Genomic DNA, 18,412 nt, shown 5'->3' on the forward strand with positions numbered 1-18,412 from the left:
CGTCAACTCGTTCGGCAACGCTATACTCTTTTAGATGCGTAAACTGGCGAAAGAGCAACATATGAATGAGAAGAGTGAACCCATCAAAAATTCGGTGCGACGCTCAATCAGTACACAAATTTCCCGTCATGTCGATGACTTAATCAATAAGCAAGTGTCGTGCGGGAACCCATTGAGTACCAAAAGTAATAGAAGGACACACTAACTTATGAGAGCAGGTGAATCTTATGTGACCACTCGTCCGTCCGTTAACGATGGGACAACTGCTGACGCTTCAGCCGAAAACCGTCACGGTTCTTATCTATGAAAAACTGTACAACATCCGGATATCCGTATCTGACCATCATCTATTAAATGATATTTCGTATTGCGAGATAGTCTTGCTTCCCATCAATTTCGAACGGACATGGCTGTTACTCGACATCCCAGAAACATCGCCACAACTCGAATGTGAACTGAACTAATTTACGGATACTACAAGTCTGTCACTGACTTGCTAAATGAAGGAATCTGATGCGATGGCCAAGATGAAGACGAACGAAGAACGGAGAGCCAATCTCGAAACACTATCGGACTAAACAGGACAAGAGCTCGACAGCTACCTTGAGAGTCTGGAAAAAATCTGGGAACATCTCCAATTTCTCCTCAAACAAGTAAGTAAAATTGTCGACAAATGTATCTGTTGGCCGGCAATTACACTTACTTAAACATCATTTATATTGGTTAAAAATTATGTTTATCAACCTGCTTTGTGCATATATTCTCTGAATGATAAGATATGGCATCAATCACTTAAATGGTTTTATTTCTTATTGAGGAGACCCAAACTCCGGGCGCCCTTCTTCATTCCACGTGAACACTTGTGCACGCGTATGACGGTTCGGATCGTAGAGTGGGTCCCCTTCGATTTCCGTATACGTCCGAGCATGGTAAATCAGAACGTCTTCTCCTTTTTCGTTCACGGAAAAACTGTTGTGACCGGGACCAAATTGACTTACGTCTGCATTCGTCTGGAACACCGGTCGGAACGATTTCGACCACGATGCCGGGTTTAACACATCAGCGTCGTCCGAGGCGCACAACATACCCATGCAGTAATTCTCATCGGTCGCACTCGCCGAATACGTGATGAAGATGTGGCCGTTTCGCTTCAATACAGCCGCCCCCTCATTGACGAGGAAACCACGTGTCTCCCAATCATACTCAGGCTTCGTCAGCATGACTTGCGGCAATTTGATCGTCCATGGATTTTCGAGTTCGGCGATGTATAAATTAGAGTTCCCCTCGATGGCCGGATCTTTTTGAGCCCACACCAAATAGTGAGTCCCTTTATAATCAAACACGGTTGCATCGAGTGCGAATGAATCCCACTCGGTCTGAATTTGGCCTTTTTCGGCCCATTCCCCTTCGAGCGGATTTGCCGATTCGTTCTCCAATACGAACATGCGGTGGTCGAACAGACCGTTGACGATGCCCCGCGACTTCGCGGCCGCAAAATAGAGGTACCACTTGCCGTGAATGTAATGCAGTTCAGGAGCCCAAATCAAGTCGCTCATCGGGCCTGTCTCGTGTTTGACCCATGCGGTCACCGGCTCCGCCGTCCGAAGCGCTTGAAGCGACTTGGCGCGGCGTAACTCAATCAAGTCATACTCAGGCACCGACGCCGTGAAGTAGTAATAGCCATCCGTATGCAAGTAGACCCATGGGTCGGCCCGCTGTTCTAAAATCAAATGTCGATCCTCTACTTGGTTCATCTTACTACCTCCTCGTCACGTATCGGTCGGCCGAACACAGGACCGGCTTCATCCCATATGAACGGTTGGACACGCGTATGTCGATTCGGGTCCCAAAGCGGGTCCCCGACAATTTCTTTATAGTTGCGGGCGTGGTAGACGAGTATGTCTGTCCCGTCTTCTAATGTCGTAAAACTGTTGTGGCCCGGTCCATACTGACTCGCCGCTTCATCGGTTCCAAAGACCGGTTCGGGATGCTTCGTCCAACTCGCCGCGTCCAATAAATCGCTCGTCACCGTAGCGCGCAGAAGGCCCATGCAGTAGTGATGGTCCGTCGCACTCGCAGAGAACGTGATGTAGATGTGGCCTTTCCGTTTCAAGACGGCCGGGCCTTCGTTCACGAGGAACCCAATCTTCTCCCAGTCATACTCCGGCGTCGCAATCATCGTCTGTGGCCCTGTGAGCGTCCACGGATTCTCCATCTCCGAGATGTAGAGGTTCGAGTTACCATCGATGGCCGGGTCTTTTTGGGCCCACACATAATAAAGGCGCCCCTCGTGCTCGAACGTCGTCGCATCAAGCGCGAACGATTCGCACCAAGTCCGGACCTGTCCTTTTTCGACCCATTCCCCTTCGAGCGGATTCGCCGAGCTGTTCTCGAGCACATACATCCGATGATCGAAGACGTGATCTTCTCGCGCGGCCGCGAAATAGAGGTACCATTTCCCTTGGATATGATGTAATTCCGGGGCCCAGATGTTCGCACTCATGATGCCCGTCTCACGTTTGGTCCAGACGACTCGTTCTTCCGCCTCGGTCAAAGCCGCGAGCGTCTTCGCCCGACGGAGCGGGATGCCCGTGAAGTCCGGCAACGAGGCCGTGAAGTAATAATAGCCATCTGTATGGCGCATGATCCATGGGTCCGCTCGTTGTTCCACTAGCGGATTCGTGATCGTCTCTCTCATAAAGAACGCTCCCCTATCTCAGATTCTGTTCGGTTCAAACTCATATGTTTTAACAGTGTGTGTCGTTCTCTCAAACGGTACGCCTCTCTCTTGCTACTCGCCAACAGGAGCGAGGAGACCCCGATCTCGTCCGGCCGCAGCGGTGCCTGTAACGCGTGGAAGAAGTGTTCGAGCTCTTGCCGCGTCGGCATCTGCTCGGCCCACGCCCGTAGCGCGCCCGGCGTGTCGGACCATTCAAGCATCATTGTTTTATAGGAATCGATGAGTTCCATCGTGGCGATGGCGACTTTCGTTCCATGGAGGACCGCCGGACGATGGTTGGCGATGAAGTCCATCTCCCAATAGTGGGACAAGTGATGCTCACCACCAGAAGCTGGATGCGAATGACCGAAAATCAACATGGCGACTCCGGACAATAGTAACGACTCCATCAGTTGATCCAACCCGTCCGCGTCTCGTTTATAGATGGCAGGCAAGGCGTCCACACACGATTGTAACGCCTGTTCCGTCAGTGATGCGACGCCCGGACAAAACGGTTCACCGCCGTCAAATGCTCCGAACCGCCAGTCCAACAAAGACGTGTATTTCCCGAGCATATCGCCGACCCCGGCCGCGATCAAAGCGTCCGGCGCCTTCCGAATCACCTGACTCGGGACGAACACCGCAATCGGAGAAACGAGCTGGTACGTGATTTTCTTGCCTCTCACAATGAGAGGCGCCCCTTTCGACGTGAAGCCGTCCACTGACGGCGCGGTCGGCACCGAGATGAACGGTACTTTCGTTTTGGCCGCACAGAACCGGGTGACGTCATGAATCGTGCCGGCACCTAGCGCAATGAGCGCGTCGACGGTTTCATCTTGTTGAAGCAATACTTGTACGACCGAGCGCTCCTCCGCCAACACGTCGCCTTGCTCATCCGCTTGGAGCGAGACGAGCGACACATCAACTCCGATATCCATCAAGGCTTCTCGTAGCGGGAGAAACCCGACGCGCTCGGTATTCATGTCGGCGACGACGAGGAGACGGTTCCACTCTTTTTCGTGGACGAACGCAGCCAATTCGACCCAGACGTGTTCGGACGCGACCATCCGTTCAATCGTGATCGCGTGATGGGGGTTCCCGCAATCACAAGCTTGAACGTGTTCGTTAATCTGTTCGAGGTTCATCGGCTGACTCCTGTCTCGACGCGGTACGTCGTTTGCCAACGGTACGTGTCTCCCGCCTTCAAGCGAATCGACGGGAACGTTTCGTGGTGAACCGCATCAGGGAGGTGTTGCGGTTCCAGACAGACGCCGTAGTGACGTCTCGACGTCCCTTCACGCAATGAAGTCGTCTCGTTCATCTGATTGCCCGAATAGAGGATGATGGCCGGGGCCGTCGTCGAGATCGTCAACTCTCGCTGTGACTCTCGCTCATATAGTCTCGCTTCCCGTCGCTCCGCGAAGACGAACGGATGGTCATAGCCGTTGACCAATTCGTTTTGTGGATGGGTTGACTCGAGACCGTCCGCCAAGACACGACCAGACCGGAAATCAAACGCTGTCTGATCGACTTCAAGCAAGCGACCCGTCGGAATCAAATCATCCCGCAGCTCAGCGAACGTGTCGGCGGACAACGTAAGCTCATGGTTCAAGATGTCCCGCTCACCTCCGCTCAAGTTGAAATACGTATGGTTCGTCAAGTCACACACCGTATCTTGATCAGAGGTCGCCTCGTATGTGATGGTGACGCCGTGGTCGGCCAGTCCGAACGTGGCGCGGACATCGAGTGTCCCGGGATATCCGTTCTCTCCGTCCGGACTGACGCAATGAAGCGTCACACGGTCGGACGTCCTCTGTTCGACCGTCCAGACGCGACGGTGCAACCCTTCTCCGCCATGAAGGTGATGGACACCTTCATTCGCGGGCACGTGATACGTCACGCCATCCAGGTCGAACGTACTCTGGTCGATCCGTCCGGCGACCCGTCCGATCGTCGCACCCAAATAATACGTGTCCTGCATGTACGCCTCGACTGTGTCGTACGACAAGACGATATTTTTCCAGCCGTCATCCTGAATCGAAAATTCTTGCAGCGTCGCTCCGTAAGTCAATATGTTCAATCGATACACATCGTTCTCGAGCGTGATTGTCGACTCGTCAATCGCTGTTTCTAGTTGCCGCTTCATGACATCCACTCCTTTTTACCAAACGTTCACTGGGCAGTGCTTCGTCGCGAGTCGTGCCCGATACGAGACGTAACACCCACATTTCAAGCAAGTATCTTGTTGCTGGAACGGGCAAGCCGCGCAATGGGTGAGGCGTGCCTCATATTCCGTATCCGACACCTGCTCCATGACTTCCGCATCGATGGTCAACAGCCAGTCATGGTCTGTCGTTTGCGGTGGACAGGTCCGACATCGCCGCGTCTTCGCCACCGTCATCTCAGCGGACCGCGATGGTGATGACGCTCATCGCTGGCACGTCGAGGACGAGCTTGCCGTCTTCCGTGACGGTCACGTCATGGTCCCGTGTTGAGACGAGGTCAGGTTGTTCGAACGTATTGTGGGCGTTCAAATGGTCTGCCGTCAAAATCCGGGCCGACACGCCAGAGATGGCGCCGATTCCCCGTAAATCGATTTCGACCGTATCGCCTTGCTCGTGGTCGAGTTGGCAGAGGCTGATGTGGAGCACACCTTCCGCATTTCGCGAAGCGGTGGCGTTCACGGCCGGGATGGCTTCATCTTTGGCCACATAGTTACGTGTGTGCGCGGCGAGTTCGACGCGTTCGGCGTCTTGGTGGACGCTGTACATCTCGAACACATGGTATGTCGGCGTGAGGATGAATCGGTCTCCTTCTGTCAAAATCATCGCCTGCAACACGTTGACCATTTGAGCGATGTTCGCCATATGAACGCGGTCGTTATGGTTATGGAAGATGTTGAAGTGGACCGCAGCCACGAGTGCATCCCGAATCGAGTTTTGTTGATACAAGAAACCTGGGTTCGTCCCCGGCTCCACATCGAACCACGTGCCCCACTCGTCGACGATCAAGCCGACACGTTTTTCTGGGTCATACTGGTCCATGATCTGGCCGTGTTTCGTGATCAACTCGTCCATATGGAGGGCGCGCTTCAACGTGATGAACCATTCGTCCTCCGTGAAATCGAGAGCCGAGCCTTTGCCCAACCAGAAGTCACCTGGGATCGTGTAGTAATGGAGGCTGAGCCCGTCCATCATCGTCCCTGCTTCTCGCATCAGGACCTCTGTCCATTTATAGTCGTCGATGTTCGCCCCACCGGCGATTTTATAGAGTTTATTGCCGTCGTAGTTGCGGACGTACGTCTGGTAGCGGCGATACAGGTCCGCGTAATATTCAGGGCGCATGTTACCGCCGCAGCCCCAGTTCTCATTCCCGACGCCGAAGTACGTGAGTTCCCACGGCTCGGTCCGGCCGTTCTCTTGTCGCCAGTTCGACATCGGTGACTCGCCACCGAACGTCATGTACTCCACCCATTCCGACATCTCTTGCACCGTTCCGCTTCCGACGTTCCCACAGATGTACGGTTCACACTCGAGCAGCTCACAGAGGCGCATGAATTCATGCGTACCGAAGTGGTTGTTTTCGACGACCCCGCCCCAATGCGTGTTGACCATCCGTTTTCGGTTCTCGTTCGGACCGACCCCGTCCTTCCAGTGGTACTCGTCGGCAAAACAGCCGCCCGGCCAACGGAGGACGGGGATGTTTAATTTCTTCAAGGCGGCGAGCACGTCGTTGCGAATGCCATCCGTGTTTGGAATCGGCGACTCAGGACCGACCCAGAGCCCTTCATAAATACAACGACCTAAATGCTCGGCGAAATGACCATAAATGTGCTTGCTGATCGTCCCTTTGGTTAAGTCGGCATTGACGATGAGCTGTGTCGTCCCTGTCGTCACATGCGTCGGTTTGATGAGTTGGTTGTTCATTGTATCTCCTCCATGAAGAAGGGCCAACGAAGTGGCCCTTTAGATTATGGTCGATAGTAAAGTTCATTCCAACGTAGTTCGTTGTTAAATTGGACCGTCTCCGTCTTGGCGTCGATGATAGCGATTTCAACGTCGAGCAGTTCCGCGAAGTCCCGCAGTTGGTCGGTCGTCACTTCATACGAATAGCAGGTGTGGTGCGCCCCACCGGCTTGAATCCAGTTTTCGACAGCTTGCGCCATCGAAGGTTCTGTTTTCCAAAGAACGCGTGCGACCGGCAAGTTCGGCATCGCCTCTTCCGGCTGAATGCCTTCGACCGTGTTGACGAGGAGACGGAAGCGATGGCCGAGATCAATGATACTCGCGTTCAACGCCTTGCCGCTCTGTCCTTCAAAGACGATCCGGGCCGGTGCTTCCCGGTCGCCGATACCGAGCGGATGGACTTCGATTCTTGGTTGATCTACCGCGATCGTCGGACAAATCTCCAACATGTGGGCGCCAAGCACCATCTCGTTGCCCGGCTCGAAGTGGTACGTGTAATCTTCCATGAACGAGGTCCGTTCGTTGTTCGCCATGATTTTCATGAGACGGACCAACGCGGCGGTCTTCCAGTCACCTTCTCCGGCAAAGCCATAGCCTTGCTCCATCAAGCGTTGGACGGCGAGACCCGGCAACTGCTTCATGCCGTGCAAATCTTCGAACGTCGTCGTGAAGGCGGTATAGCCGCCTGCCTCGAGGAAGGCTTTCATACCGATTTCGATGCGACCCTGGTAACGAACCGAGTCGAGGAACTCCCCTTCTGCCATCCCTTTGTTCATCAGCTCGTAACGAGACGCGTATTCGTCCATCAGCGCATCGAGATCTGTGTCGGTCACGGCGTCCATATATGCGACGAGATCACCGACACCATATCCGTCCACCGTCCAACCGAGGCGGATCTGCGCTTCGACTTTATCGCCTTCCGTCACGGCGACGTTGCGCATGTTGTCACCGAAACGAGCCACTTTTAACACTTTGCTTTCGGCCAACGCATGAGCGACTTTCATCCAGCTCGCCATCTTGCCGCGTGTCGTCTCGTCTTCCCAGTGCCCGACGAGCACTTTGCGTTTGACGTTCATCCGGCTCGTGATAAATCCGTGTTCCCGGTCGCCGTGCGCCGATTGGTTCAAGTTCATGAAGTCCATATCGATCGCATCCCAAGGGATGTCGCGATTGAACTGTGTCCCGAAATGGAGCAACGGTTTTTGTAGGACGCGCATGCCACTGATCCACATCTTCGATGGCGAAAACGTGTGCATCCAGGTGATCACGCCCGCACATGAGTCGTCCGCATTCGCCTGAAGCATCATCTGACGGATCTCTTCTGCATTTTTGACGACGCCCTTGAAGACGATCCGGTCGCTGAAGACGTCGGCCGCATCAAGTCCGGCCACCATCTCTTTTGAATGATTCTCCACTTTCCGAATCACGTCTTCGCCGTAAAGCATTTGGCTTCCTGTCACGAACCAAAATTCATATGTTTTTGCTGTCAACATCCAAAGTCCCCCTAATGTGAGGGCGAAGTTCCGGTCATTTTTGGCCGTAGTATGCGTTCGCCCCATGTTTTCGCAAATAGTGTTTATCTAAGATGCTCTGTTTAATCGGTGTCAGGCCAGGGTTCAAGTTCAAGGCGTGAAGTCCCATCTTCGCGACTTCCTCGAGGACGACCGCATTGTGGACCGCCTCATTCGCGTCTTTGCCCCAGCAGAACGGTGCGTGATTGGCCACGAGCACGCCCGGTACGGCGACTGCTTCGAGCATTAACTCGTCGAGCGTCTCTAAAATGACGTGGCCGGTCTCGAGCTCATACGCCGTTGCGATCTCTTCGTCTGTCAATTCTCGAGTGCACGGAATCTCGCCATAAAAGTAATCGGCGTGTGTCGTGCCGAACGCCGGGATCGCCCGCTTCGCCTGTGCCCAGCTCGTCGCCCATGTCGAATGGGTATGCACGACCCCGCCAATCTCAGTGAGAGACCGATAGAGCGCGAGATGGGTCGGTGTGTCTGATGAGGGGCGAAGCTCGCCTTCGACGACGTTACCTTCCAAATCGACGACGACCATGTCTTCCACGGTCAATCGTTCGTAAGGGACACCGCTTGGCTTGATGACGACCAATCCGGCGTTCCGGTCGATGCCACTGACGTTGCCCCATGTGAAGGTGACCAAGCCGTGTTGCGGGAGGGCCAAGTTCGCTTCGAGCACGGCTTCCTTCAAATGACGGCTTACCATACCGGCTCCTCCTTCACGCGTGACGCTTCGGCTTTGATTTTTTTCAAGCGTTTCATCACATCGTTTTCACCGCGACCGAAGTAGTCGTATAGTTTCGTGTATTCGGCGAACAGAGCATCATACGTCGCGACGTTTTCCGGGATCGGCTTGTACGTCTCTTCTTTGACACGGCCCATCTTCGCTGCCGCTTCCGTGATCGTGGCGTAACCACCTCGCTCCGCACCGGCCGCCACCGCCCCGAACATGGCCGACCCGAGGGCAGGCGTTTGCGAGGAGGCGGAGATTTTGATTTCCATATTCAACACGTCCGCATAGATTTGCATCATGAGGGCGTTCTTCTCGGCGATTCCGCCGGCTGCATATACTTCATGCACAGGGACACCGCTGTTCCGGAACGCTTCCACAATCGTCCGTGTCCCATACGCCGTCGCTTCAATCAATGCCCGGTAAATGTCTTCTGGTTTCGTGAGCAATGTCGCTCCGAGTAGGACACCCGTCAAATTCGTATCGACGAGCGTCGATCGGTTCCCGTTCCACCAGTCGAGGGCGATGAGACCGCTCTCCCCGACACGTTGCCGGGCTGCTTTCTCCGTCAACAACTGATGGATGCCGATACCTTTCAAGGCGGCCTCTTCGACGTAATGTCCTGGGACACACGTCTCGGTGAACCATTCAAAATGGTCCCCGACACACGATTGGCCAGCTTCATAGCCCATCAATCCTGGGATGACACCGTCTTCGACGACACCGCACATGCCTGGGACGACTTGTTCGTCTTTACCGAGTAGGATATGGCACGTCGATGTGCCCATGACCATCAGCATCTTGCCCGGTTCGGCGATTCCGACAGCCGGTACCGCCACGTGGGCGTCGACGTTCGCGACCGCGACGGCCGTGCCTGGAAGGAGTCCGATTCGCGCGGCGAACGCCTCTGTCAGTTCACCCGCCTTGGACCCGATTGGTGCGATGTCGCGCGTTAGTTTCTCTTCGACAACGTTATCTAGCCGCGGATCGAGCGCTTTAAAGAACTCGTTTGACGGGTAGCCGTCTTGTTTATGCCAAATGGCTTTATATCCAGCTGTGCAACTGTTCCGAACGACGCGACCTGTCATCTGGGAGACGACCCAATCCGTCGCTTCTAGAATCTGGTCCGCCGCTTCATAGATCGCCGGTGCTTCGTTCAGGATTTGCCACACTTTCGGGATCATCCACTCCGATGAGATTTTCCCGCCATAGCGTTTCAAGAAGTCTTCGCCCCGCTCCGCTGCGATGCGGTTCAACTCGTCCGCCTCGTCTTGCGCGGCGTGGTGCTTCCAAAGCTTCACGTAGCTGTGCGGGTTTTGTTGATGCTCCTCACGGAAACAAAGCGGGTTCAAGTATTCGTCAATCGGTAAGATCGTGCAGGCTGTGAAATCGATGCCGATTCCAACAACTTGGTCCGGCATGATCCCCGCCTCTTTCACGACGGCCGGGATCGTAAGTTCTAATACTTCTAAATAGTCTTGCGGATGTTGGAGTGCCCAATCATGCTCGAGACGGGTCACCCCGTCCGGTAAATATTCATCCATGACGCCATGTGTGTACGGTTTGACCGCGGTCGCCACTTCTCGACCTGTCGCTACGTCGACGAGGACCGCACGACCTGATTGCGTCCCGTAGTCGACGCCGATTGTATAGTTGGCCATATTCATCACCCCACCTCCAAAAGAATGCGCTTACATATAGGATGAAAAAAATAAAGTGTGTGGGCACTTTTGTCTTTTCATCCGTACAACTATTCAAATAACATGTCTGATTCGTACAGAAAACAAAAAGATACAATCAAGTTGTACGTATAACTTACACTTTGATTGTATCAACTATTTTAAATTAATCAACTGTTTTCAACATTTTATCTGAACATTTTTGCGTCAGTTCTGAAAAAACTGTGACACTCATCTTTAAAGAGACTGCGATAAGTTGTACGGATATTTACAGTCGTTTGCCGATAAAAACGTGCCCTTGGTCAGCCAATCCCGCGAACACGAGCGTCTCTCGCCAATTCTCCCAGTCCCAGCCCGGTAACATATGCCAAGTGATCCCTTCAGGACCGTAGAGTTTGATGGTCGTATCCGTCAGCTTCTCATAACGGCCTCGTTCGCCATACTCTGTCACGAAAGTCCCGTCCGCTAGAAGTTGAATCTTACTTGAAGGCAGGACGTCATGTTTCGTCCGGTCCATGTAGATCCACTCCCACTCCCCGACGAGTTCCTCCATCTCGATGGGCCGTTCTTCTTCCCCGGCATATCGTTGCGGAGATACGAGCGGCCAGCCCGATTCCGTCCAGATGATTTTGCGGATATGCAGTTCGTGCCAGTGCGGGTCCTGCTCACCTCTGACGTGATGGACGAGATAATCCTTGTCCCCGTCATGCAAGACGGAGTTATGACCGGGACCGACCCAACCTTCCCCAACCCCGAACCGATAGCCCCCTAAAATCTTCATGCCGACTTGTTGGGAGTCGATTTCGAGGTCGGTCATGACGTTCCCATCAAAATCGACGTACGGTCCGGTGATCGAAGTCGAGCGGGCCACACGGATGTGATAGTCCTTGAATAGGGAGTCGTACGAGACGAACAAGTAATAATGGCGATCCGCCTCCCGATAGACGATATACGGTCCCTCGATTGCCCCTTCAACGCTTTGGTGACGTTTCGCAATCAACGTCTCCTCACTCCCCGGACGTTTCTTCCCGGTCTCCGGATCGATCGGGAACACGTACAGCCCACCGAAGAAGCTACCGTAGACGAGCCAAGGTTCTCCATGCGCATCGAACGTAATATTCGGATCGATCGCGTTCGGTCCTGACGTCCCAGCCTCGCTCTTCACGACGAGCCCGTGATCCTGCCACGGTCCGTCTATCGTTTCCGCACTGGCGACACCGATATAGGACTGCGTCTGCCCGAACTGTGAAGCCGCATAGTACATGACGTAACGACCACCCATGAACACAACTTCCGGCGCCCAAAGCCCCGGCGCCCCCGTCCATTCCACAGCCTCGTGCGGAAGTTCTTCAAACGCCAAGCCGACGTATTCCCAATGGATCAAATCCTTTGAGCGGCGCACTTGAATCCCCCCGTTAATTTGATGCCCGTGGGCTGCATCCGTCGAGAACACGTAATACCAGTCCCCGACTTTGATCGAGGCGGGATCGTGGGCGTTGTGCGTGCCCCACATCGTTTCGTTCGTCAATCGCTCTAGCAGATAACGTTCTTCTCGTTTCGGACCGTTCATTTTTTGCATGTTTCCGTTTCTCCTTTTATCGTTTTTTGCCCCATACGGCGGTGCCGTCCTCGCTCAGACCTGTGAAGATGATCGTCGGTTGCCAATTCTCCCAGTCCCAAGCCGCACCGACTTGCGTCTCATACGTCTCTTGTCCGACTTTGACCTCGAGGACCGAGCCGTTCAATCGCCAAGACCCGTCCCCGTTTTCGAGCTTCCCGCCTCGTTCCAACGTCAACGTGCTCGAGGCTTGCTGTCCATCGTCGAATCGCGGGAACGTGATGACGTCCCAGTCCCCGACCAGATGGGCGTCGTCGACCTCGACGTCTCCTTCACCTGCATAGCGCTCGGGCGAGACGACCGGCCAACCGTCTTTCGTCCAATACACTTTTCGGACGTGCAACTGTGACCAATAGATGTCTTCACTCGGTCGCGCCTGATGCAACACGAACGTGTCAGTCCCGTCTTGTAAAAATGCCGAATGCCCGGTCCCGACGTATCCATCATCTCCTTCGAAACGATACGAACCCACGATTTTCACGCCCGTATCAAATGACTCATCCGATTCGTCCCGTAAGTCGCGACTACGCGAGTCGACGTACGGTCCCGCGATTGACTTCGAGCGACCGATCCGGACGTTGTACGTATCTTCTAACCAACCATACGACACCATCAAGTAGTAATAACCTGTCTCATCGTTATACAAGATTTCCGGTCCTTCGATGCCCATCGACATGTCTTTCCGTTTGGCGAGCAACGTTCCCTCTGACGATTCGTCCACTCGCTTCCCAGTGCCTGGATCAATCTCCGTCAAAAAGATCCCACCAAAGTACGACCCATACGTCATCCACCATTTGCCTGACGCATCTTGCGTCACATGAGGGTCAATCGCATTGGCGACACCCCCGTCCCCGTCTTTCGACGTCACGACGGCGCCCTCGTCTTCCCAAGGCCCTTCGATCGTTGACGCGGTCGCCAGCCCGATGTACGACGTGCGGCTCCCGACCCCTGATACGGAATAGTACAAGTGGAACCGATTTCCGATTTTTGTGATCGCCGGGGCCCAGAACGTATTCCCACCGGCCCAAGCGAACGCCTCTTCAGACACTCGATCGAACACACGGCCGACGAACTCCCAGTGAATGAGATCGGTCGATTTACGAATTTGAATACCGGGCGTCGGAGGACCACCCACCATGTAATCCGTCGAGAAAACGTAGTACGTGTCACCATCTTTAAAGATTGCCCCGTCATGCGTAAAGTTCGTCGTCCACTCGCTCTCTTTGTTGAGTACGTCTGGCGTCACATCTTCCACCTTTTGATCAAACGGCGGTTTCGGGAGTACCGACTCATGGATTGACGCACTCGTCGTCTGCCAGAAGAAAACACCTCCGACCGCGACAATGAGCAACGCCATCCAGACCATTATTTTTTTCATGTCAATCTCCTTCCTCCATCAAAAAGGCACCCGCCTAAAAAAGACGGGTGCCTCTGTCTTGTCACACCTCAGCCCTTCACACCAGAAATCGCAATCGACTCGATGATCTGTTTTTGGAAGATCATGAAGACGATTAACATCGGGAGTAACGCCACGACGGACGCGGCCATGATTAACGGATAATCACTTTGAATTGCATAAGATGCGTTAAAGTTCGCGATGACAAGTTGAAGCGTCTGTTTCTCCGGCGAGTTCAAATACAGAATCGGCCCGAGGTAGTCGTTCCAGATTGCCATGAACCAAAGAATCAATTGCGCGGCCACGGCCGGCTTGATCAATGGGAAGATAATCTTATAGAAGATTTGGAAGTACGAGCAGCCATCAATCTTGGCCGCCTCGATAATCGAGTTCGGGATGCTGTTCAAAAATTGGCGCAAGAAGAAAATCATGAAAATATTCCCGAACAATCCAGGCACAATCAACGGTAACAGCGTATCCACCCAGCCGATGCTCGAGAACATCATGAACTGGGGAATCATGAGCACCGGGTAAGGGATCATGACAGAAGCGAACAAGAGCAGGAAGATTTTATTCTTGCCTCTGAAGTTCAACTTCGCGAAGGCGAACGCCGCCAAGCTCGACGTGAACGTTCCGACGATTGTGACGGATAACGCGACGATCAAACTGTTCGATATCCCGGACAACAGCGGGCCCATGCTCCAAATTTCCGTGTACTTGCTAAACGAAATATCGGTCGGGATCCATACCGGCGGGAGTGCGAACACATCCTCTTTTGATTTGAGTGATGTCGACACCATCCAAAGTAGCGGTGCAATCATAACGACCGCTCCGATGGACAGGAAGATAAAGATGAAGAAATCCGTGATCCGATCCTTCTTCTTCACCGACATCGTTTCCACGTTTTCTTTTTTCCGTGAGAGAGCTAATTGCATGGTCATTCTCCTTTCCTATACGCGAATCGCTCAATCAAGATCGAACGATGATTTTTCATTCATCCGGAATTGGAGCAACGTGACGATGAAAATGAAGAGCCCGAGGACGAGCGCCATCGCCGAAGCGTAACCGAGTTGGAAGTTCCCGAACGATTTTTGCCAAATGTAGAAGACCGCAGAGGCAGACGAGTACTCCGGACCCCCGGTTGGTGTCATGACGTTGATTTCCGTGAAGATTTGCGCTCCACCGATGATGTTCGTCACGATGATGAAGAACGTGACCGGTTTGACCATCGGGAGCGTGATATGCCAAAAGCTTTGCCACGCGTTGGCCCCATCGAGTTTCGCTGCCTCATAAAAGGATTTCGGGACACTTTGGAGCGCCGCCAAGTAAAGGAGCATCGTGTAGCCGAGTCCTTTCCAAATCGCCATGAGAATGAGCGCCGGTTTGACGGTATCGGTATTTTGAAGCCAGTTCGGCCCGTCGATGCCGATCAACGCCAAGAATTGGTTCACCAATCCGTAGTCCCCGTTATACGCCCATTGCCACAAAATCGAGACGGCGGCAATCGACGAGATGACGGGAATGTAATAAATCACGCGGAACGTGTCCGTCCCAAAAATCTTTCGATTCAACGCGAGGGCAAGCAGCAGCGCGAGAACGATTCCGATTGGGATCCCAATCATCATAAAGAGCGTGTTGTACATTGATTTATAAAAATATTCATCTTGGAACAAGTTAACGAAGTTCTCAAACCCGATAAATTTCATTTGACCGAGGCCGTTCCAATTCGTGAAAGCGCCGTAAACAGAATACATCAACGGTACGAACGCGAAGAGGAAGAACCCAATGACCGGTGCCGCAACGAACAGGTAGGCGTACCGCTGTTCAGTTCGATATAACTTGGAAATCGATTTTGTCTTCATTATCCTTCCATCCTTTCAACGTCAGAGACGCAGGTGGCAAACATCGCCACCCCGTTTCGACTCTCTGATCAATTCGCCTGTTTCTCTTGTTCGATCGCCGCATCGAGCAATTTCTGCATCTTCGGCTGCGCCGTCTTCACATAGTCTTCGACCGACGTTTTACCGTCTAGGACAGGCTGGATGTTTTTGAAGAACTCGTCGTACCATTCTGCCGTGTATGTTTTCTCAGCCGGGAACCCGCGGCCATAATCGTTGATCAAATCAAGGAACTCTTGTTTGTTATCTGGTTTGATTGACGTATCGGCTGCCCAGTTGTCTGCGATTTCCATACTGTTCGGCAATTGGACTTGCGCGTCTACGAGCGCTTGTTGCCCTTCTTGGTCCGCAGACAAGTACATCGCCAACTCTGCCGCTTCTTCTTTATGTTTCGTCGTCGACCCGACGCCGATCCCGAGTGACCCCACCCATCCTGACGCTTTACCGGTTGAACCGGCTGGCCATGGAAGTAAGTCGTACTCGAATTTCAACTGTTCTTTAAATGCTGCCATATCCCACGGTCCGACTGGGAAGAAGGCGAGCTGACCTTTCAGCCAACGTTGGTACGTGTCGAGCGTCTGTGTTTCGCCGATTGACGGTGTGATCCCGTGTTTCAACTGTTGATCGACGAAGAATTGCAACGCTTCGATGAACTTCGGATCATCGATTGTCACTTTCGTACCATCTTCATTGATCCAGTCCGCTCCATTACTCCAGACGAACGGTTGAAGGGCCCAGTTTACGTTGAAGCCAGTGCCGTACTGATCCATCTTCCCGTCACCGTTCGTGTCTTTCGTCAACTGTTTGGCTACGTCCACGAACTCATCCCATGTATATGGTTTGTCTTTATCCGGAAGCGGGATGCCCGCATCTTCGAACATCGTCTTGTTGTAGCCGAGTGCGAACGGACCTAAGTCTTTCGGTAGTCCGTAAATCGCGCCTTCTCCGAGCGTCTTCCCATCGAAACGATATTTGTCGACACCCTTCTCCCAAATGTCGTCCAACTTGACGTCTTCTGAAGTTTCAACCGTTTCAGTGATATCGAGTAGCACGCCCGAGTTTACATAGGCCTTCACTTGGGCAGGATTATAGAAGAAGACGTCCGGGATTTTGCGACCTGCGATGGCCGATTTGAGTTTCGTGTCGTACTGATCCGGCGCCGTCTGGACCATCGTCACTTTTACATCTTTGTTGGCTTCTTCAAAACGTTTTACTGTTGCTTGGTAGGCTTTTAACTCTTCTGGATTTCCACGGAACATAAATGTCAGTTCAACTTTTCCATCCGCGCCTGCCTCGTCTCCCGAACAGCCGGCGAGCGCTAAAGAAGTTGTCATCAGTGCTGACATCGTCAACGCAAACATTTTTTTCGATTTACGATTCATTGTGAATTCCTCCATCAATTTATATTCATGTGCAAAGCATGATAAAGATGTACGTACATGTTGAGTTAAATAAAAAAGCAAACTGTATAATGAAGCCCACACGACACTATACATTTACTAGCCAATAAACTGATATAATTGGTAATGAAAGCGTTTTCTGTACAATTCGAGTCTATTACACACATTCGGACATGTCAATTCGATTTTTATGTATTTTTATATTTCATCCGTACATATTCATAGAAGATTCAGATGATTTTTTTGCTTATTCATAGTAAATGGTACATTTGTTTGTTAATATGGAAGTAAGATCATATCTTGTACGTATGAGTTGTTCGACGTACATGAGAGAAAGCAGGGACGCCAGATGGCACAACGCACAAAGTACAATATGGTCAAAGATCATATTCTTGAATGGATAAAAGATGGAACGGTAAGACCCGGTGAAAAAATTCCTTCTGAAAATGAATTGGTCCAATCATTTGGAGTGAGCCGTCATACGATTCGACAAGCTGTAGGAGAACTAGTGAACGAAGGTTATCTTTACCGTGAACAAGGCTCGGGCACGTATTGTTCCCCGGTCCTTCCGACCTCGACTCCCCAGACGATCGAACGTTTAGGCAATGGTAAAAACATCGGAGTCATCACGACCTACATGTCTGATTATATCTTCCCGTCCATCATCCGGGGGATTGAATCCCACTTGGCTTCAAAAGGATACACGTTGACCTTATCTTGTACGGATAACAACGTCGAGAAAGAACGGCAGTGCCTCGAGATGATGTTAGATCGTCAAATTGATGGGTTGATAGTCGAGCCGACGAAGAGCAGTAGCTACAATCCGAACATCAAATATTATTTAGAACTCGAACAACAGCACACGCCTTATTTGATGATTAACCAATACTATTCGCAGTTGACGCCCCCTTATTTGATCATGGATGACGAGAAGGGTGGGTTCTTGGCTGCCGAACATCTCATCAAACTTGGCCATGAGCGCATCATGGGACTTTTCAAAACAGATGACCTTCAAGGGGTCCATCGGATGCGCGGCTTTATACGCGCGTTCCGGGAATACAATCTCCCCCTAGAGCCAGAATTAATTATAACGTATACGACAGAAGAACTTGTGCCCTCTTTTTATGACGTGATTCATCAAGTGTTTGAGAACGCGGACGAACGGCCGAGTGCAATCGTCTGTTATAACGACCAACTCGCCCTTAACGTGTTGGACCAGTTGAGAAATCTACGCCTCTCTGTCCCGCAAGACGTCTCACTCGTCGGATATGACGACTCGGTGCTTGCCGTCGCGACAGAGGTTAAACTGACTTCGATCATCCACCCGAAGCAAGAATTGGGTCGTGCCGCAGCCGAGTGGATTATCGCGGCCGTCGAGAAAAAAGAGATGCCACCGTCACATACGTATGAACCCGAATTGATCGTCCGCAACTCGACTGCACCCTATAACCGTCTCGAATCTAAATTAGGCTGATTCTCTGCTAACT

General features: G+C 52.4%; 15 protein-coding genes. 1 reads left to right on the forward strand and 14 read right to left on the reverse strand.

The window, feature by feature from the left end:
* Window positions 1-809 precede the first annotated feature (809 nt).
* From KNO78_RS04455 to KNO78_RS04520, 14 genes are all read right to left on the reverse strand, one after another.
* Window positions 810-1,754, reverse strand: a complete 945-nt coding sequence (locus KNO78_RS04455) for a glycoside hydrolase family 43 protein (RefSeq protein WP_214690855.1) — start codon at window positions 1,752-1,754, stop codon at window positions 810-812.
* Window positions 1,751-2,698: a glycoside hydrolase family 43 protein gene (locus tag KNO78_RS04460; protein WP_031423589.1), complete on the reverse strand. Its 948-nt coding sequence runs from the start codon at window positions 2,696-2,698 to the stop codon at window positions 1,751-1,753. Before KNO78_RS04460 ends, KNO78_RS04455 begins: the two co-directional genes overlap by 4 nt.
* Window positions 2,695-3,864, reverse strand: a complete 1,170-nt coding sequence (locus tag KNO78_RS04465; RefSeq protein ID WP_214690854.1) for a sn-glycerol-1-phosphate dehydrogenase — start codon at window positions 3,862-3,864, stop codon at window positions 2,695-2,697. The genes KNO78_RS04460 and KNO78_RS04465 overlap by 4 nt, the downstream gene beginning before the upstream one ends.
* Window positions 3,861-4,865 carry an aldose epimerase family protein gene (locus KNO78_RS04470; protein WP_214690853.1) on the reverse strand — a complete coding sequence of 335 codons (1,005 nt, stop codon included), beginning with the start codon at window positions 4,863-4,865 and terminating at the stop codon, window positions 3,861-3,863. Before KNO78_RS04470 ends, KNO78_RS04465 begins: the two co-directional genes overlap by 4 nt.
* Before the next feature lie 15 nt (window positions 4,866-4,880).
* Window positions 4,881-5,114, reverse strand: coding sequence for a DUF6171 family protein (locus tag KNO78_RS15620; protein ID WP_214690852.1), 234 nt, complete (start codon window positions 5,112-5,114; stop codon window positions 4,881-4,883).
* A 7-nt stretch (window positions 5,115-5,121) separates the two neighbouring features.
* Window positions 5,122-6,645: an alpha-N-arabinofuranosidase gene (locus KNO78_RS04480; protein WP_214690851.1), complete on the reverse strand. Its 1,524-nt coding sequence runs from the start codon at window positions 6,643-6,645 to the stop codon at window positions 5,122-5,124.
* A gap of 44 nt (window positions 6,646-6,689) precedes the next feature.
* Window positions 6,690-8,177, reverse strand: coding sequence for an L-arabinose isomerase (gene araA, locus KNO78_RS04485; RefSeq protein ID WP_214690850.1), 1,488 nt, complete (start codon window positions 8,175-8,177; stop codon window positions 6,690-6,692).
* Between the two features lie 34 nt (window positions 8,178-8,211).
* A complete protein-coding gene (gene araD / locus KNO78_RS04490) occupies window positions 8,212-8,910 on the reverse strand; it encodes an L-ribulose-5-phosphate 4-epimerase (protein ID WP_214690849.1) in 699 nt (232 codons plus the stop codon).
* Complete coding sequence (gene araB / locus KNO78_RS04495) at window positions 8,904-10,601, reverse strand: ribulokinase (protein ID WP_214690848.1); 1,698 nt, start codon at window positions 10,599-10,601, stop codon at window positions 8,904-8,906. The genes araD and araB overlap by 7 nt, the downstream gene beginning before the upstream one ends.
* 280 nt (window positions 10,602-10,881) lie before the next feature.
* Window positions 10,882-12,192 (reverse strand): arabinan endo-1,5-alpha-L-arabinosidase, encoded by a 1,311-nt coding sequence (locus tag KNO78_RS04500; protein WP_214690847.1) that lies wholly within the window; start codon window positions 12,190-12,192, stop codon window positions 10,882-10,884.
* 16 nt (window positions 12,193-12,208) lie between these two features.
* Window positions 12,209-13,609 carry an arabinan endo-1,5-alpha-L-arabinosidase gene (locus KNO78_RS04505; protein WP_214690846.1) on the reverse strand — a complete coding sequence of 467 codons (1,401 nt, stop codon included), beginning with the start codon at window positions 13,607-13,609 and terminating at the stop codon, window positions 12,209-12,211.
* Between the two features lie 68 nt (window positions 13,610-13,677).
* Window positions 13,678-14,520, reverse strand: a complete 843-nt coding sequence (locus KNO78_RS04510) for a carbohydrate ABC transporter permease (protein WP_031200025.1) — start codon at window positions 14,518-14,520, stop codon at window positions 13,678-13,680.
* Between the two features lie 72 nt (window positions 14,521-14,592).
* Window positions 14,593-15,489, reverse strand: a complete 897-nt coding sequence (locus KNO78_RS04515; protein ID WP_021066211.1) for a carbohydrate ABC transporter permease — start codon at window positions 15,487-15,489, stop codon at window positions 14,593-14,595.
* Between the two features lie 68 nt (window positions 15,490-15,557).
* Entirely contained in the window at window positions 15,558-16,907 is a 1,350-nt protein-coding gene (locus KNO78_RS04520) for an ABC transporter substrate-binding protein (RefSeq protein WP_214690845.1), read from the reverse strand.
* A gap of 367 nt (window positions 16,908-17,274) precedes the next feature.
* Between KNO78_RS04520 and KNO78_RS04525 the strand changes: the two genes are divergently transcribed.
* Window positions 17,275-18,399, forward strand: coding sequence for a GntR family transcriptional regulator (locus KNO78_RS04525; RefSeq protein ID WP_074036932.1), 1,125 nt, complete (start codon window positions 17,275-17,277; stop codon window positions 18,397-18,399).
* Window positions 18,400-18,412 lie beyond the last annotated feature (13 nt).

The organism is Exiguobacterium sp. s132, assembly GCF_018617235.1.
Taxonomy (GTDB): domain Bacteria; phylum Bacillota; class Bacilli; order Exiguobacteriales; family Exiguobacteriaceae; genus Exiguobacterium; species Exiguobacterium profundum.

What these genes read in the sequence shown, in the direction of transcription:
- KNO78_RS04520 (WP_214690845.1), bottom strand. Translation starts at nt 16,907, where the DNA reads ATGAATCGTAAATCGAAAAAAATGTTTGCGTTGACGATGTCAGCACTG.
- KNO78_RS04455 (WP_214690855.1), bottom strand. Translation starts at nt 1,754, where the DNA reads ATGAACCAAGTAGAGGATCGACATTTGATTTTAGAACAGCGGGCCGAC.
- KNO78_RS04525 (WP_074036932.1), top strand. Translation starts at nt 17,275, where the DNA reads ATGGCACAACGCACAAAGTACAATATGGTCAAAGATCATATTCTTGAA.
- KNO78_RS04500 (WP_214690847.1), bottom strand. Translation starts at nt 12,192, where the DNA reads ATGCAAAAAATGAACGGTCCGAAACGAGAAGAACGTTATCTGCTAGAG.
- KNO78_RS04515 (WP_021066211.1), bottom strand. Translation starts at nt 15,489, where the DNA reads ATGAAGACAAAATCGATTTCCAAGTTATATCGAACTGAACAGCGGTAC.
- KNO78_RS04465 (WP_214690854.1), bottom strand. Translation starts at nt 3,864, where the DNA reads ATGAACCTCGAACAGATTAACGAACACGTTCAAGCTTGTGATTGCGGG.
- KNO78_RS04510 (WP_031200025.1), bottom strand. Translation starts at nt 14,520, where the DNA reads ATGTCGGTGAAGAAGAAGGATCGGATCACGGATTTCTTCATCTTTATC.
- KNO78_RS04470 (WP_214690853.1), bottom strand. Translation starts at nt 4,865, where the DNA reads ATGAAGCGGCAACTAGAAACAGCGATTGACGAGTCGACAATCACGCTC.
- araB (WP_214690848.1), bottom strand. Translation starts at nt 10,601, where the DNA reads ATGAATATGGCCAACTATACAATCGGCGTCGACTACGGGACGCAATCA.
- araD (WP_214690849.1), bottom strand. Translation starts at nt 8,910, where the DNA reads ATGGTAAGCCGTCATTTGAAGGAAGCCGTGCTCGAAGCGAACTTGGCC.
- KNO78_RS04480 (WP_214690851.1), bottom strand. Translation starts at nt 6,645, where the DNA reads ATGAACAACCAACTCATCAAACCGACGCATGTGACGACAGGGACGACA.
- araA (WP_214690850.1), bottom strand. Translation starts at nt 8,177, where the DNA reads ATGTTGACAGCAAAAACATATGAATTTTGGTTCGTGACAGGAAGCCAA.
- KNO78_RS04505 (WP_214690846.1), bottom strand. Translation starts at nt 13,609, where the DNA reads ATGAAAAAAATAATGGTCTGGATGGCGTTGCTCATTGTCGCGGTCGGA.
- KNO78_RS04460 (WP_031423589.1), bottom strand. Translation starts at nt 2,698, where the DNA reads ATGAGAGAGACGATCACGAATCCGCTAGTGGAACAACGAGCGGACCCA.